14 protein-coding genes are annotated in these 15,425 nt (G+C 69.4%); 6 read left to right on the top strand and 8 right to left on the bottom strand.

The window, feature by feature from the left end; genetic code table 11:
• Positions 1-240: 240 nt before the first annotated feature.
• Entirely contained in the window at positions 241-675 is a 435-nt protein-coding gene (locus ACLML9_RS14865; protein WP_411946075.1) for an SRPBCC family protein, read from the top strand.
• Positions 676-799: 124 nt separating this feature from the next.
• On the opposite strand, the gene ACLML9_RS14860 is transcribed toward ACLML9_RS14865, so the two are convergent.
• Positions 800-1,348, bottom strand: coding sequence for a hypothetical protein (locus ACLML9_RS14860; RefSeq protein WP_411946074.1), 549 nt, complete (start codon positions 1,346-1,348; stop codon positions 800-802).
• A 142-nt stretch (positions 1,349-1,490) separates the two neighbouring features.
• On the opposite strand from ACLML9_RS14860, the gene ACLML9_RS14855 reads away from it, so the two are divergent.
• Positions 1,491-1,820 (top strand): YbaB/EbfC family nucleoid-associated protein, encoded by a 330-nt coding sequence (locus tag ACLML9_RS14855; protein WP_030524245.1) that lies wholly within the window; start codon positions 1,491-1,493, stop codon positions 1,818-1,820.
• Between the two features lie 18 nt (positions 1,821-1,838).
• On the top strand, positions 1,839-2,447 hold the full coding sequence (recR, locus tag ACLML9_RS14850; RefSeq protein WP_411946073.1) for a recombination mediator RecR: 609 nt from the start codon (positions 1,839-1,841) through the stop codon (positions 2,445-2,447).
• Between the two features lie 27 nt (positions 2,448-2,474).
• On the opposite strand, the gene ACLML9_RS14845 is transcribed toward recR, so the two are convergent.
• The 5 genes from ACLML9_RS14845 to ACLML9_RS14825 all read right to left on the bottom strand — a co-directional run bounded on the left by ACLML9_RS14845 (position 2,475) and on the right by ACLML9_RS14825 (position 7,745).
• Complete coding sequence (locus ACLML9_RS14845) at positions 2,475-3,119, bottom strand: hypothetical protein (RefSeq protein WP_411946072.1); 645 nt, start codon at positions 3,117-3,119, stop codon at positions 2,475-2,477.
• A 55-nt stretch (positions 3,120-3,174) separates the two neighbouring features.
• Entirely contained in the window at positions 3,175-3,885 is a 711-nt protein-coding gene (locus tag ACLML9_RS14840; RefSeq protein ID WP_411946071.1) for a type 1 glutamine amidotransferase, read from the bottom strand.
• Positions 3,882-5,120 carry a MurT ligase domain-containing protein gene (locus ACLML9_RS14835; protein ID WP_411946070.1) on the bottom strand — a complete coding sequence of 413 codons (1,239 nt, stop codon included), beginning with the start codon at positions 5,118-5,120 and terminating at the stop codon, positions 3,882-3,884. Before ACLML9_RS14835 ends, ACLML9_RS14840 begins: the two co-directional genes overlap by 4 nt.
• A gap of 279 nt (positions 5,121-5,399) precedes the next feature.
• Positions 5,400-7,211, bottom strand: a complete 1,812-nt coding sequence (locus ACLML9_RS14830; RefSeq protein ID WP_411946069.1) for an FAD-dependent oxidoreductase — start codon at positions 7,209-7,211, stop codon at positions 5,400-5,402.
• Between the two features lie 105 nt (positions 7,212-7,316).
• The gene (locus ACLML9_RS14825) at positions 7,317-7,745 is read right to left on the bottom strand and encodes an EamA family transporter (protein WP_411946068.1); all 429 of its coding nucleotides are present in this window, start codon (positions 7,743-7,745) and stop codon (positions 7,317-7,319) included.
• A gap of 41 nt (positions 7,746-7,786) precedes the next feature.
• Between ACLML9_RS14825 and ACLML9_RS14820 the strand changes: the two genes are divergently transcribed.
• Positions 7,787-8,044 (top strand): LysR substrate-binding domain-containing protein, encoded by a 258-nt coding sequence (locus ACLML9_RS14820; RefSeq protein WP_411946067.1) that lies wholly within the window; start codon positions 7,787-7,789, stop codon positions 8,042-8,044.
• Here ACLML9_RS14820 and ACLML9_RS14815 read toward each other — a convergent pair.
• Positions 8,038-10,458, bottom strand: a complete 2,421-nt coding sequence (locus tag ACLML9_RS14815; RefSeq protein WP_411946066.1) for an AAA family ATPase — start codon at positions 10,456-10,458, stop codon at positions 8,038-8,040. The genes ACLML9_RS14820 and ACLML9_RS14815 overlap by 7 nt on opposite strands.
• Positions 10,459-10,618: 160 nt before the next feature.
• Entirely contained in the window at positions 10,619-12,421 is a 1,803-nt protein-coding gene (leuA, locus tag ACLML9_RS14810) for a 2-isopropylmalate synthase (protein ID WP_411946065.1), read from the bottom strand.
• Between the two features lie 491 nt (positions 12,422-12,912).
• Here leuA and ACLML9_RS14805 point away from each other — a divergent pair, with 491 nt between their 5' ends.
• Positions 12,913-13,677, top strand: coding sequence for a sulfite exporter TauE/SafE family protein (locus ACLML9_RS14805; protein WP_411946064.1), 765 nt, complete (start codon positions 12,913-12,915; stop codon positions 13,675-13,677).
• Between the two features lie 99 nt (positions 13,678-13,776).
• Positions 13,777-15,411 carry a GMC oxidoreductase gene (locus ACLML9_RS14800; RefSeq protein ID WP_411946063.1) on the top strand — a complete coding sequence of 545 codons (1,635 nt, stop codon included), beginning with the start codon at positions 13,777-13,779 and terminating at the stop codon, positions 15,409-15,411.
• Positions 15,412-15,425 lie beyond the last annotated feature (14 nt).

Here is a 15,425-nt window from a genome sequence, read left to right as displayed (position 1 = left end):
GAAACGGCGAGACGGGCCTCAACCCTTCGAGGTGTCTCGTAAAACTCGACGCATGCGGGGTGCGTCGGCATTCGACGTCCGGGTCGGATGCCGACTCGACCGCACGGGCGGCCTGGGGTCTGGTCGCCCTCACGAACAGCAGCGCCCTTTCGGTGCCGAGTCCGGCGAGCCCTCGGCCCCGGGCCGCCGTAGGCGGCGCCGATAATAGAGCCACCAACACATCTCGATAAGGAGTTCACCGTGGGACAGGTCAAGGCCGGCAGTTCGATCGAGGTCGCCGCAGACCCACAGCGCGCGCTGGCGGCGGTCACCGATTACACGGAGGTGCGCCCGAAGATCCTGTCGGCGCACTACCGCGACTACAAGGTGGTCGAGGGTGGGCAGGGCGACGGCACCGTCGCCGAATGGACCTTGCAGGCCACCGAGAAACGAGTGCGCAATATCCGCGCCCAGGTCTCGGTCGCCGACAATGTCGTCACCGAGCAGGACGCCAATTCCTCGCTCGTCAACACCTGGACGGTGGCCCCGGCCGGATCGGGTTCGACCGTCACCCTGGAGACCACCTGGCAGGGCGCCGGCGGTGTCAAGGGCATCTTCGAGGGCATCTTCGCCCCCCTCGGCCTGCGCAAGATCCAGGCCGAGGTGCTGGCGAACCTGAAGCGCGAACTCGCCTGACGGGCCGCGCCCGGCCGGGCGACCGCCGGCAGCGGATATCCGATCCGTGCCGGTGACCGTCCGGCCGGTGCCAGTGGTGGGCCGGTCGGCGGTATCGGCTGCCCGGTCTACCGGCAGGCCTTCCTCAGGCGAGGACGAACGACAGCATCACCGGGGTCCGGTGTTCACCGCGCCACCAGGAGTAGCCGAGCCATACACCGGGCACGACCTCCCGGATCTCGTCGTAGACCTGCGGCGTGATCGCGGGCGTGTAGTCGAGCACCCAGGTCGGTTCACCGTCCTCCCGGGACGGGGCCAGATAGACCTCGGCCGGCCAGCCCGCGATATCGGCACCGGTGACCCGGTTGGTCAACCGGCCGCCCTCGGGTCCGGTGTCGAAGGTTTTGCCGAGCCAGAACGTGGGCGCGATGGGTTCGGCGACCGAGCTGGAGGTCACCCAGCCGTTCTTCACCCCGGACGGCACCGTGCCCGCTTGGGCGGCCAGGTAGAGCTCGGCGTGCTGCCGGGCGGTGCAGTGCGAACGTAAGGATTCGACGGTGACCACCGGTGCGGCCGGATCGATGACGCAACCGTTGCCGTGGTCGATTACCTCGTGGGGATCGGCTTCGGCGGTCGCCGCGCGGAACACGCCGGATACCATGATGAGCGCACCCAGCAAATATCCCTTGGACACAGTTTGCTCCAGTAACAATCAAGATTTCGGCACGGCGCAATCACACCGGCGAAGTCGATCTTAGGGCGACGTCGGGTGGCGGCGGAATCGGCGCCCGAGGCGGTCTAGGCTGAATTGTGACCCGTCCGTAGAGAGGAATCCCGTGCAGCCCGATGGTCAGTTCGATATGCAGCAGTTGCTCCAGCAGGCCCAGCAGATGCAGGAGCAGGTGATGGCCGCGCAGGCCGAGATCGCCGCGGCCGAAGTGGACGGTCAGGCCGGCAACGGTCTGGTCCGGGTGACGATCAAGGCGACCGGCGAGGTGCAGTCGCTGACGATCGCCCCCGAGGCGGTCGATCCCGAGGATGTGGAAACCCTGCAGGACCTGGTGATCGGCGCCGTCAACGACGCCATGGCCAATGCCCAGCAGCTGGCGGCCGAACGACTCGGACCGCTGGCCGGCGGGGGTGCACCGGGTCTGCCCGGCTTCTGATCGCGCCGGGGAATCGCGGTGTACGAGGGTCCGGTTCAGGATCTCATCGACGAGCTGGGGAAACTCCCCGGTGTCGGCCCCAAGAGCGCGCAGCGGATCGCGTTCCATCTGCTGCAGGTGGAACCGCCCGAAATCGACCGGTTGCAGGCGGTATTGCAGAAAATCCGCGACGGTGTGCGCTTCTGCGCGCAGTGCGGCACGGTCGCCGACGGCGAGCTGTGCCGGATCTGCGCCGACCCGCGCCGCGATCGCAGCATGATCTGCGTGGTCGAGGAACCCAAGGATGTACCGGCGATCGAGCGGACCCGGGAGTTCCGGGGCCGCTATCACGTGCTGGGTGGCGCGCTCGATCCCTTGAGCGGGGTGGGCCCCGAACAGTTGCGGATCCGGGAACTGCTGACCCGCATCGGCAGCCAGGACGACGGAGTGGATGTCACCGAGGTGATCATCGCCACCGATCCGAACACCGAGGGCGAGGCGACCGCGACCTATCTCGTCCGGATGCTGCGTGACTTCCCCGGGCTCACCGTCACCCGGCTCGCGTCCGGACTGCCCATGGGCGGCGATCTGGAGTTCGCCGATGAACTGACCCTGGGCCGGGCGTTCTCCGGCCGCCGCGCGCTGTGAGGACCGCCGCGACCAGGGTCGCGGCGGTCACAGTGTCAGCGGTTCCCAGGTGAGCCGGTCGAGCCGGGTGCGGTCCGCACGCGCCCAGTCCCAGATGAGACCGGCCACCGTATCCGGGCCGGTGACACTGGTGGTGAAATGCCGATCCGCTCCACCGTCCCGGTATTCGAGGGTGTACTCGTCGGCGGATTCCCGGTAGGTCTGGATGTAGATCTCGGGAGAGCGTTCCACGATCAGGTACGGATTGGGATCGATGAGTTCGTGTGTCCACAGGGTGGCCAGAGTCTCGGTCAGGTACGGGAACTCTCCCGCCCCGCCGTGGGTCACCGTCACCGGAATATGCCCGGCAGGGTCGATCAGCCAGGTCAGCTGCGGATCGTAGATCGCGTAGTCCTGCGGTGTCGCCAGCTGGAACAGCAGATCTCGGACGAAACCGATCGCGTCGTAGGGGCTGGACACGGGAAGCATGGCTCCGGTCGGTGTTCCCCCCAACGGCGTGACGCTCAGGAAACTGTCCTCTTCGGGTAACTCCGCGTTGCGCGCGCCGAGTTCGGCCGCGATGGCCGCGATCTCCGCTGTCGCGGGGAGTCCCTGCTGAGTGGTGAGATACGCGTCGACCTCCGCGGGAGTGGCGGCGACACCGGACGGTAACAGCACATGGTCGTAACTCACCAGGGGAGTCTATTGCCCTGCCCGAGGGCGCCGAGACCTCGGGCTCCGGGCGGCCTCAGGCGCGCAGGCGTTCGCGCCGGAGTCGGTCGACTTCGGGGAGGTCCAGCGGGGGCAGGGAGTCCACGCCGAGGGCCTGGCACAGCAGGTGGTCGGCGAGTTCGGGGTTACGGGCCAGGGCGGGACCGTGCATGTAGGTGCCCAGGACCGAGCCCTGCACCACACCTTCGAGCCCGTCGCCGACCCCGTTGCCGATACCGCGGGTCACCCGGGCGAGGCCGGTGGCGTCCGGGCCCAGGGTGGTGCCGCCCCGATGGTTCTCGAACCCGGTGAGGGGCGCGGACAGGCCGGTGAGCAGCGGGTTCGTCGTCACCTCGCCGATCGCGCGGGTCTGTTGCGGGGAGGTGGTGGCGTCCAGCAGGCCGACGCCTTCCACCCGTTCGCCGCTCGAGGTCTCGTACCATCGGCCGAGGACCTGGATCGCCGCACAGATCGCCAGCACCGGGGCGCCGCGCCCGGCCGCGTTCTGCAGCCCGGGGTACCGCAGCAGATGGCGGGTGGCCAGGCGCTGGGCGGAGTCCTCGGCGCCGCCGAGGGTGTAGATGTCCAGTGAGTCCGGCACGGGGTCGGGCAGGGTGATCTCCACGATCTCGGCGTCGATATCGCGCAGCCGCAGCCGCTGCCGCAGGACCAGAGCGTTGCCGCCGTCACCGTAGGTGCCCATCACATCGGGCAGCACCAGGCCGATGCGTACGGTCGAATCACTCATCGGTTCCGCTCCTGGAGGTCACGGTTGAGGTCGCGGAACGCGGTGTAGTTGGCGAGAACTTCGACCGGGCCCGCCGGGCAGGACGCGATGGCGCGTACGGGGTCCGCGACGGTGGTGTGCGTGACCCCGGCGTAGGTGAGGCGCACCGCGAGGTCGGTGGCGCGCTCCCCGGCGGCGACGACGTGCACGTCCTCGAAATGCTCGAATCGCACATCCCACAGCCAGGACAGGTCCTCGCCGTCGGGTACCTGACCGTTTACCGCGATCACCAGCCCGGAGGCGCTGTGGTCGATCATGGACAGTGCTTCCTGCCAGCCGGCCGGGTTCTTGGCCAGCAGGAGCCGGGCGGCGTGTTCGCCGACCTGGACTGTGCGGTAGCGGCCCGCGATCTCACGTACGGTCCCGGTGGCGGCGCAGGCCTGTTCCGTCTCGGCGCCCAGCGCGACCGCCGCGGCGACCGCCTGGGCCGCGTTGCCCCGGTTCGCCCGGCCGGGCAGCGCCGGCCGCAGCGGCAGCCGGACGCCGTCGGGGCCGCAGAGTTTGTCGCCGTCGAGCCACCAATCCGGCTGGGGCCGAGCGAAATCGGTGCCGGTGCTGTACCAGTGGGTGCCCTCCCAGAGGATCGGCTCCCCACTGCGCGGACAGCTGGTGGCGTCCATGGCCCAGCCGCTGCCGGCGGCGACCCACACCACATTCGGATGGTCGTAGGCGATGGAGGTGACCAGGACGTCATCGCAGTTGGCGATGACGACGGTGTCCGGATGCCGCGCCAGACCCGAGCGGAGCCGGCGTTCGATCATATTGATCTCACCGACCCGGTCCAGCTGATCGCGGCTGAGGTTCAGCAGTACGACCGCCTCCGGTCTGAGGGCGTCGGTGACATGCGGAAGATGCAGTTCGTCCACTTCGATCGCGGCCAGTCGCGCGTCCCGGTGGACATTGAGCGCCGAGACGATCCCGGCGTCCATATTGGCGCCGTCGGCCTGCGTGGCGACCTCGCCCAGCGTGCTCAGCGCCGCGGTGGTCATCCGGGTGGTGGTCGATTTGCCGTTGGTGCCGGTGATCAGCACGGTACGCCGCCCGCGGCCCAGCTGCTTCATGATCTGCGGGTCGATCTTCAGCGCGAGCAGCCCGCCGATCATCGACCCGTTACCACGGCCCGCCTTGCGGGAGGCCCATGCCGCCGCGCCGGCCACCCCGAGGGCCAGCCGCCCCCGCACCGATATCTCTGCCACGTCGCGCAGTCTAGTGACCCGTCGCGCGCGTCCTCGCGCGGCGCGGGGGAGTTCACCTCGCGGTGACATGTCGGCGCTCGGTGCTCGGATGAGGTCGGTTCGGGCTGCCGGTCCGCGTCCGCCGCATCCGGGCTGATCGTGGCCCGCCGGGAGCGGTACCGGCCCTTCGACGTGATACCGGTGGCCGGGGCGCGAGTCTGCGGCCGGGTGCGCATCCTGTGCGACCCGTCGAGCATCGCGCGGGTCGCACCGGCCGTTCCCCGGTGGATCGACTCGTTGTCAGAACTGGATATCGAAAACGTTCGGTCGCCCGGCCGCATACGCGTCGGCATCCGCGCGGCGCAGCGGTTCGAGTTCCGGCGCGCGCCAGAGGGTATAGGTGGGGCAGCGGGGTGCGTCCGAACCGGTGACCTCCAGCAGCGCGTTCACCGCCGCCCGGGCCGATTCGTTGGCTCCCTCCATGGTGGCCAGGTCGATATTCGTGCGCACGTAATCGCCTGCCAGATAGAGGTTCTCGACACCGCCGTGGGGTTCGGGCCGCAGCTCCCACGAGCCCGCGGTGTTGATCAGCAACGGGTCGGCGTTCGCGTTCTCGCCGCGTTCGGCGTTCCAGGTGATCCCGGGGTCGAGGAACCAGGAGTGCAGGTCGGCGTCACCCAGTACCCGATCGCGGTCGTTGAGGTGCGCGAGGATCTGGGCCCACGTCTCCTTGGCGATCTCCTCGTGGGTGCATTCCTTCGCGGTCTTGCCGAACAGGATGCCGGGAGTGTTCCAGTCGGAGATGTCCACCGACAGGCAGTCGAGTACTGTCCCGTCGCCGTACTGGTCCAGTTTGCGCGACCACAGGCCGTTCTGCGCGATGGAGGTGAGCGACCAGGGCGAGTCGATATAGGCGGCGTGACCGCTGCCCAGCCCGGGCCGGCGCCGCAGGTAGAACTGGATACCGCTCATCCAGTCGGTGAACAGCCGGCTCATCGACGCCAGTTGCGGCCAGGCGGACAGGATGTCGGCGTTCCACAGATCCCGGGCGCGTTCGGCGGGTAGCGCCACGACGAAGTGGTCCGCCGTCACGGTCTCGGCCGCCCCGGATCCGGTGACGATCCGGGCGCCGGTGACGCGCCGGTCCCGGACCTCCAGTCCCCGCACCTCGGCGCCGACTTCGAAACGGACGCCCAGTTCGCGCAGCCGCGCCACCCAGGGGTCGATCCACGCGATATTGGTGGGGCCGTCGAGCACTCGGTCCAGGTCGCCGTCATGGCCGATCTGCATCGGGTTGCCCAGGAACTGTTCGCCCATCGACCCGATCGTGCGCACACTGGCCAGTTCGTCCTTGGCCGCGACCAGCAGACTGGTGAGAGTGCGCGAGACCAGCGCGCGGAACTCGTGCGACCGTGCGTGGGCGCCCACGAAATCCGACCAGGATGTGTGCTCCCACTGGCCGAAGCGGCGCGCGTCGCAACTGGTGTTGAAGACCAGCAGCCGGTTGGCGAAGAAGAGGCCCTCGGCGGGCGGCATCTTCAGTGTGGTGGAGATGACCGCGGCCACGCTTTCCCGCATCCCCTCGGGCGACGCGGCGTCCACGCGGCCGAAGCCGAGCGGCACACGGATATCGTCGGCGTCGGCCCGCGCGAACCGGGCGTCGGGGACGCCGACCAGGTTGTCCCATACTCCGTTGGTGTTCCCCTCGCACGGGATCCGCCGCATGGTATCGGGAATATGCTGGTAGAAGCCGGGAAAGAAGCGAAAGCCGTGTTCGCCGGGCAGGTCCGGCCGGCCCTCGGTCCCGGTGCCCGGCACCGGCATACTGCGTGCCTTGCCGCCCAGCGCCCGGCGTTCGTACACGGTCACCTCGAAGCCGCGTTCGGCGAGTTCGTGGGCCGCGGTGAGCCCGGCGACGCCGCCACCGAGTACAGCGACCCGTGCGGTGGTCCGGGCTCGGGCGGTGGTGCCGGGTAGTGCGGCTACGGCCGCTGCCCCGATGCCCGCGGCCGCGGTGGCGCGGAGCACGGTTCGCCGGGTGTACGCGCTCACCCCGGCAGATCGACCTGGAACCTTCGTGGCACCCGACGCGGGCCACCGATGCTCTGCCATGTTGTCTGCCGCTGCCTAACCCGGGGTAGCTGTCTCGATCGCGCCAACTTTAAACGGGTTCCGGCCGCGCCGGTGCACCGACCGCGCGATCGATGCGGCGACGCCTCACCTGACGGCGGGTTCCAGCGTCCGCGTCGTGCCGATAACCGCTGTCGCGGGCAGGCCGTCCGTCTCGCCGGATGGCTCCGGGGGAGTCGACTTCCGGGCCCCGGCCGTCGCCGCGAACGCTCCGGCGATCACGATCACCCCGCCGATCAGACTCGCGGGTGCCGGGGTCTCGTCCAGGAAGATCCAGGCGGCGGTGAATCCGACCACCGGGACGAGCAGCGACGGCGGCGCGACACTGCCCGCCGGGTACCGGCTCATCAGATATGTCCACATTCCGGAACCGACGATGGTGCCCAGCACCACGATGTAGACCAGGCCGGCGAGTGCGGGCCGGCCCTCGGCCGAGAAGGCGCCGGCCAGCGCCCGGACGCCGGTGGTCGGGCCTTCCCAGAGCAGCGAAAGGGCGAAGAGAGGCAGCACCGGCACGGCGGTGATCCACATCGATAACCGGGGTGGAGCCACGAATCGTGCAGCGACTGAACGATTTCCGGATGATCGAAACGCTGGTCGGCGCCGGATACGGCGTCGCGCTCATGCCCCGCTACGTCGTCACCCACCCGGGGCTGTCCCAGCTGCGACTGTCCGGGGTGCGTGCGGCCCGCCTCTACGACCTGGTCATCAGGCCGCGCGCCGAGAACCGACCCGCGATCGCCGCGGTACTGGACTCGTTCACGGCGGCGGCCCGGCGGGTCACCGCCGAACCGCCGCCCGGGACCGATCAGTAGCGGTTGCCGTGCGGATAACCGTCCACATTGGCGAAATCGTCGGCGACCATCGCGGCGAGCTCCAGCAGGGCCTGCCGGGTCGGTTTGCTCACCAGTTCCAGATCGATTTCGGCGCCCTCGGCGAGATGGTCGTCGAACGGCACCACCTGGACGGCCCGCGTGCGGTCCAGGAAAAGCCGGCGCAGATGGTCCAGATTCACCGAGGTGGACCCGCGCCGGGACGCGTTGACCACCACCACGGTCTGCTGCACCAGATGCGAATAGCCGTGGTAGTCCAGCCAGTCCAGGGTGGCCGAGGCGCTGCGGGCGCCGTCGATGGCGGGGGAGGTCACCAGGACCAGCGAACTCGCCATATCCAGCACCCCCGACATCGCCGAATGCATCAGTCCGGTACCGCAGTCGGTGAGGATGATGTTGTAGAACGACTGCAGGATCCCGATGGCACGCCGGTAGTCGGCCTCGCTGAACGCCTCCGATACCGCCGGGTCCTGCTCGCTGGCCAGCACCTCCAGCCGGCTCGGCGACTGCGAGGTATGCGCGCGCACATCCGAGTAGCGGGTGATGTTCTGGTCTTCCAGCAGGTTGCGCACGGTGGAGCGGGTCTGGCGCGGAACCCGGTGGGCGAGGGTGCCCAGGTCGGGGTTGGCGTCGATCGCGATCACCCGGTCACCCCGCAACGATGCGAAAGTGGCGCCGAGTCCGACGGTCGTGGTGGTCTTGCCGACCCCGCCCTTCAGGGAGAGGATCGCGATCCGGAAATCCCCGTAGACCGGTGCGTTCACCCGGCCCACCAGATCCCGGTGGACGACATCGGAGGCCGATTCACCCGGGTTTATCGCCCCGCGCGAGACCTTGTGCACCGCCCGCCGCCAACCGCTGCGCGGCGCCTTACGAGCTCGTTTCAGCAGATTCAGGTCGTTGACCGAATTACCGAGCTGACCCGGCTCGGGCATCTGGCGCGGTGAGAACTGCTGCTGCCCGGGCTGACCGTGCGGACCCGGTTGGCCGGGCTGCTGGTACTGCTGCTGGGGCGGGACCGGTGGCCGGCCGGGATCGCCCCAGCCGGGAGGCCGGAACTGCCCGGTCGGCGGATTGTGCGCGGCCGGGGGCGGTGCCGGCTGGTACTGCGGCTGCGGTACCGGTGGCGGCCCGGCCGGCATCGGGGGCGGGGCCCAGCTGTAGATCGGCCCGCCCGGTTCGCTCGCCGGCGTGGGCGCGGGCGGCGGTGCGTAGCCACCGGTGGGTTGCGGGGCCGGTGGTGCGTACGGTGGTTGTTCCGGAACCGCCTGTCCCGGAAAGCGGTTCGGGTCCTGTTGCGGATACTGTCCGGTCGGCGGACCCGAAACCGCGAAGGGGTCGGGCGGGTTCTGTCCCGGTCCACCGGGCTGGAACTGGCCCGGGGCCGGCTGTGCGAACTGTCCGCTGCCGTGTTCGGTGTTCGGGGCCTGGAACTGACCGGCGTCGGATTGCGGGAATTGTCCGCTGCCGTGTTCGGTGTTCGGAGCCTGGAACTGGCCCGGGGCCGGCTGTGCGAACTGTCCGCTGCTGTATTCGGTGTTCGGGGCCTGGAACTGCCCGGCGTCGGGTTGCGGGAATTGCCCGCTCCCCGGGCCGGTATGCGGGAACTGGAACTGACCCGGTTCCGGTTGCGGGAACTGTCCGCTGCCGTGCTCGGTGTTCGGGGGCTGGAACTGCCCGATGTCCGGCTGTGCGAACTGCCCGGTGTCCGGCCCCGCGAACTGGCCTGGTCCGGCCTGGAACTGCGGGAACTGTCCGCTGCCGTGTTCGGTGCTCGGGGCCTGGAACTGCCCGGGGCCGGTCGGTGCGGCGTCCGCGCCGGGCCCGATGTTCGCCGGCTGGTACTCGTTCGGATCCGGTTGCGGCAACTGTGCGCTGCCCGGATCCGGAAACTGCTCCGGGGCAGGCGCACTGAACGCCTCGCCGGGTACCGGCGGGACGAATTGGTCGAACGGGGCGTTTCCGTAGAGGGCGCCACCGTCGGCCGGTGCCTGCGGTGGGGGCGCGAACCCGTTGCCGTCCGGCCCGGGCGGGGTGCCCGGTTCGGACGGGCCCGCGGCCGGGTGGCCGACTTCGGCGCCGTCGTCGGCCGGCGCCGGGGTCGCGGAATCGGGGGTGCGGGCAGCTTCCGGGCCGCCGGGAACCTCTGGTTCCGGGGACTTGTCCGGGGTCTCGGTTTCCGTGGCCGAATCGGTCTCGCCGGGGCCGGTTTCCGTGGGCGGCGCTTCGGCAGACACCTGCTCGGCGGGCTCGCCCGGTTCGGTGAGCGGCTCCGGTTCGTTTCGCGCCGGAGCCTCGGGTGGTACAGCCTCCGAGTCGCCGCCGCGGCCGGCGGTATCCACCGGTTGACTCGAGGGCCAGGGCTGGGAAGTCGGATCGTGTTCGTCAGTAGTCACAGTTCCCCCATCTGCTCGGGATTTTCGAGCAGAGAGCTCGGCGGCGTGGAGACCGGACCAACGCTAGCAGGTACGCGAAGGTTCGCATGCCGGACGGTTTACCACCGATGAGGCCGCCGACACCGGTACGGGTGACGGCGGCCTGGACAGCGATCGCGGGTTACTGCTTCTGGGCGGCCCGGTTCACGGCCGAGACCACGGCACGCAGCGAAGCGGTCGTGATGGAGGTGGCGATACCCACGCCCCAGACGATCCGGTCACCGATCGCGCATTCCACGTAGGCGGCGGCCTGGGCGTCGTCGCCGGCGGACAGTGCGTGCTCGGAGTAGTCGAGCACCTCCACCTGATAGCCGACCGCGGCGATGGCGTCGACGAAGGCCGCGAGCGGTCCGTTGCCGCTGCCGGTGACCTCCTGCTCGACGCCGTCCACCTTGACCACCGCGGTGATGCGGTCGGTGCCGCCGTCGGTCTCGGCCGCGGTGACCTTCTGGCGCATCCGCTCCAGCGGCCGGATCGGGGTCAGGTACTCGTCGGCGAAGGCGTCCCACATCTCCTTGGGCGTGATCTCACCGCCTTCGCCGTCGGTGATCTGCTGGATGGCCTGCGAGAACTCGATCTGCAGCCGGCGCGGCAGGGCCAGCCCGTGATCGGTCTTCATGATGTAGGCCACGCCGCCCTTGCCGGACTGCGAATTGACCCGGATGACCGCCTCGTAGGTGCGGCCCACATCCTTCGGGTCGATCGGCAGGTAGGGCACCTCCCAGGCGATATCGTCCACATCGGCGCCGGCCGCGTCGGCGGACGCCTTCATGGCGTCCAGGCCCTTGTTGATCGCGTCCTGGTGGCTGCCGGAGAAGGCGGTGTAGACCAGGTCGCCGCCGTAGGGGTGGCGCTCGTGGACCGGCAGCTGGTTGCAGTACTCCACCGTGCGACGGATCTCGTCGATATCGGAGAAGTTGATCTGCGGGTCCACGCCCTGGGAGAACATGTTCATGCCCAGGGTCACCAGGCAGACATTGCCGGTGCGCTCGCCGTTGCCGAACAGGCAGCCCTCGATGCGGTCCGCGCCGGCCTGGTAGCCCAGCTCCGCGGCCGCGACCGCGGTGCCCCGGTCGTTGTGCGGATGCAGCGACAGCACGATCGAATCGCGCCGGGCCAGGTTGCGGTGCATCCATTCGATGGAATCGGCGTACACATTGGGCGTCGCCATCTCGACGGTGGCCGGCAGGTTGATGATCAGCGGCTTGTCCGGGGTCGGGGCGATGACCTCCGAGACCGCGTCGCAGACCTGCTTGGCGTATTCCAGCTCGGTGCCGGTGTAGGACTCGGGGCTGTACTCGTAACGCCAGTTGGTGTCCGGGTAGCGCTGCTCGGTCTCCAGGCACAGCCGCGCGGCGTCGGTGGCGATCTTCTGCACGGCGTCGCGGTCGGCGCGGAACACCACCCGTCGCTGCAGGATGGAGGTGGAGTTGTAGAAGTGCACGATCACGTTCGCCGCGCCGGCGCACGCCTCGAAGGTGCGCTCGATCAGTTCGGCACGGCATTGAGTGAGCACCTGGATGCTGACGTCGTCGGGGATGGCGTCGTCCTCGATGATTTCGCGGACGAAATCGAAATCGGTCTGACTGGCGGACGGGAAGCCGACCTCGATCTCCTTGTAACCCATTCGCACCAGCAAATCGAACATCCGGCGCTTACGGGCGGGGCTCATCGGGTCGATCAGCGCCTGATTGCCGTCGCGCAGATCGACGGCGCACCAGGCGGGCGCTCGGTCGATCACCTTGTCCGGCCAGGTGCGGTCCGGCAGTGTGACCGGCTCGACTTCCTCGGCGAACGGGCGATAGCGGAAGACGGGCAGGGACGAGTTCTTCTGCTTGTTCCACGCGGGCTGGTCGGCGGGCGCGGGTTTGGCGGGCGCGGTGATGGTGCGCGTGCCGGATACGAAGGCGTCAGCGGGTGACATGCGATTTCTCCGTGGGTGAGATTGTTTCCCGAGATGGGTCGACCGGCGTGGCGGAACCCCGCGACGGGAAGCCGGTCCGATCAGACCCCGTCGCGGCGGCTGAGAAGAAGTGCCCGCTGCATGACCCGTGCGAGTCTACCTCCTCTGGTGTCGGACCTGCGGAGGCGGTCCGGAGGGCCGGTACTTCACGGTGCGGCGCGGTGCTGCCGCCGGAGACGGTCGCCGTGCCGTGGGCGGGCTGTGGCGCGGTGTCGCGATCGTCGTGAAGTTATTCGCCGGGCGCGTCGCGACTGTTTCGCACCGCCGGGCGCGGGTGCACCGCGCGACCTCCCACCGACCCGTCCGGCCGCGCCGGGTGGAGCGCGACGGGCGCGACTTCCGCACGGCGGCGTCGCCCGGACCCGTCGCGATCTCCGGGACGGGCAACCGCTAGCGTCCCCTCAGGGTTGCGAGTGACCGGACGCCGGTCCGGAAAGGTCGAGGGTTCGAGCATGACTTGGCTGGAGATGCTGGCCGTATTCGGCGCGGGTATCGCCGCGGGCGGCATCAACACCGTCGTCGGGTCCGGGACACTGATCACTTTCCCGGTACTGCTGGCCATCGGCCTGCCGCCGGTGACCGCGAATGTGTCCAATACGGTCGGACTCGTTCCCGGCTCGCTGAGCGGGGCGATCGGCTACCGGCGGGAACTGTCCGGGCAGTGGGGCCGGGTGCTGCGCTACAGCTCGGCGTCGCTGCTGGGTGCCGCGGTCGGCGCGGTCCTGCTGCTGACGCTGCCCGCCGGCGCGTTCGCCGCCATCGTGCCGGTACTGATCATTGTGGCGCTGGTACTGGTGGTGGTGCAGCCGCGGTTGTCGGCGTGGGTCCGGGAGCGGCAGGGCGAGGCCGAGAACGTGCCCCCGCACGGCGGCCCGATTCTGCTCGCCGCCATCTTCGGCACCGGTATCTACGGGGGTTACTTCGGCGCGGCCCAGGGTGTGCTGCTGCTCGCGCTGCTCGGGGTGTTCGTGCACGAGGACATCCAGCGCCTCAATGCGGTGAAAAATGTGCTGGCCCTGCTCACCAATGGCCTCGCGGCTGTCATTTTCATCGTGGTCGCCGAGGTGGATTGGCCGGTCGTGGCCCTGATCGCGGCCGGCGCGATCATCGGGGGACAGCTCGGGGCCACGGTCGGGCGCCGGCTGCCGCCGAATGTGCTGCGCGCGGTGATCGTGGTCGTGGGCACCGTCGCGGTTGTCCGGTTGATCTTCGGCTAGCGCCCCCGGAGCCGAATCGGCCTCCCCGCCTCGACTGTTCACGCCGGTCGATTCTCGGTACCATCGTGCGCTGTTGCGTTACCAGAGAGGTGTGCTGGGGTGGATAGGCGTGCCCTTTTCAAGGCCGCGGGGGCGGCTGCTCTCATCGGTGCGGTGGGATCGGCGGTCCCGAGAGCGGAGGTGGGTCTGCCGCGGGCCGCGGCGGAGCCGATCTGGCACGAACTGTTCGCGCAGTGGGTTCCGGAGATCTTCGGTCCGGTGCCGGCGCCGCCCGAACACACCGAGGCCATAGTGATCGGTTCCGGATTCGGCGCGGCGGTCAGCGCCTTGCGGCTGGCCGAGGCCGGCGTCCCGACCACAGTGCTGGAACGCGGCTCCCGCTGGCCCAACGATCCGTGGCGGGAGATCTTCACCGGCGACGACCTGCCCGACGGCCGCGGTTTCTGGCATACCACCAGCTTCACCGGCGTGACCAAGGTGCCGATGCAGTTCGCCGATTTCGGCGGTGTGCTGGACTGCACCCGTTTCCAAGGGATCGACGTCTGGCGCGGCGCCGCGGTGGGGGGCGGCTCGGTGATTTTCACCGGCGCGATGATCGCGCCCGAACGCCGGTTCTTCGACCATGTCTTCGGCGGTGTGGTCGACTACGGCGAACTGGACGCCGTGTACTACCCGCGAGTGCGCGCGAAACTGCGGCTCGACCAGATGCCCGAGGACATCTACCGGTCGGCGCCGTTCGCCCATTCCCGGGCCTGGGACGACCAGGTGCGTAAGGCCGGGTACCGGCCGGTGCCCAACGACTCGATCTTCACCTGGGATGTGCTGCGTGGCGAACTGGCGGGGACCGTGCGGGCCTCGGCGACCGCCGGGCGTAGCAATCTCGGCAACTCCAACGGTGCGAAATTCGACCTCAATCAGAATTATCTGAAGGACGCCGAGGCCACCGGGAAAGTGAAGATCTACCCGGGCCACCGTGTCGATACGATCGCCCAGGAAGCCGGCGGCCGGTTCGTGGTCACGGTGACCCACCTCGCCCCGACCGGCGCGATCCGCGGAAAACGGACTCTCACCTGCGACAAACTGTTCCTTGGCGCCGGTTCGGTGGGTACCTCCGAACTGCTGGTCCGGGCCCGGGCGACCGGCACGCTGCCGCGGCTCAACGAACATATCGGTGACGGCTGGGGCACCAATGGCGATGTCGTGCTCGCTCGCGGGGCGAGCTCGGTCGCGGGCAACGGGCAGGGTGTGCCCAGCGCCAGCCGGATCTTCGACGACACCGGTATGGCACTGTCCCTGGAGAACTGGTACATCCCCGGGATCCCGTTCGAGACGGGTGCGCTGGCCTCCCTGGCGATGGTCCTCGATCCGACCCGCGCGCGGTTCGGCTACGACCCCGTTTCCGGTGGTGTCGGGTTGAGCTGGCCGCGGCGGGCGCAGGACGAGGTGGCGGCGGCGGCGCGTGCGGTGGACCGGCGTATCGCCGAGCGGGCCGGTGCGCTGGCCGAGTACAGCGCCCTCGGATACGACGCCAACGCCCAGTTCACGGCGCATCCGCTCGGCGGCGCGGTGCTGGGCAGGGCGACCGACTCCTATGGCCGGGTACACGGGCATCCGGGCCTGTACGTCATGGACGGCGCGGCGATCCCGGGCAGCACCGGCACCGTGAACCCGGCGCTGACCATCACCGCGCTGGCCGAACGCAATATCGAGGCGATCATCCGCGCGGGTCGCTGACCCGGCGTGAGCGG

The sequence above is a fragment of the Nocardia sp. NPDC002869 genome, from assembly GCF_046764065.1.
GTDB lineage: Bacteria > Actinomycetota > Actinomycetes > Mycobacteriales > Mycobacteriaceae > Nocardia > Nocardia rhamnosiphila.
This window is presented reverse-complemented; position numbering and strand designations above follow the sequence as displayed.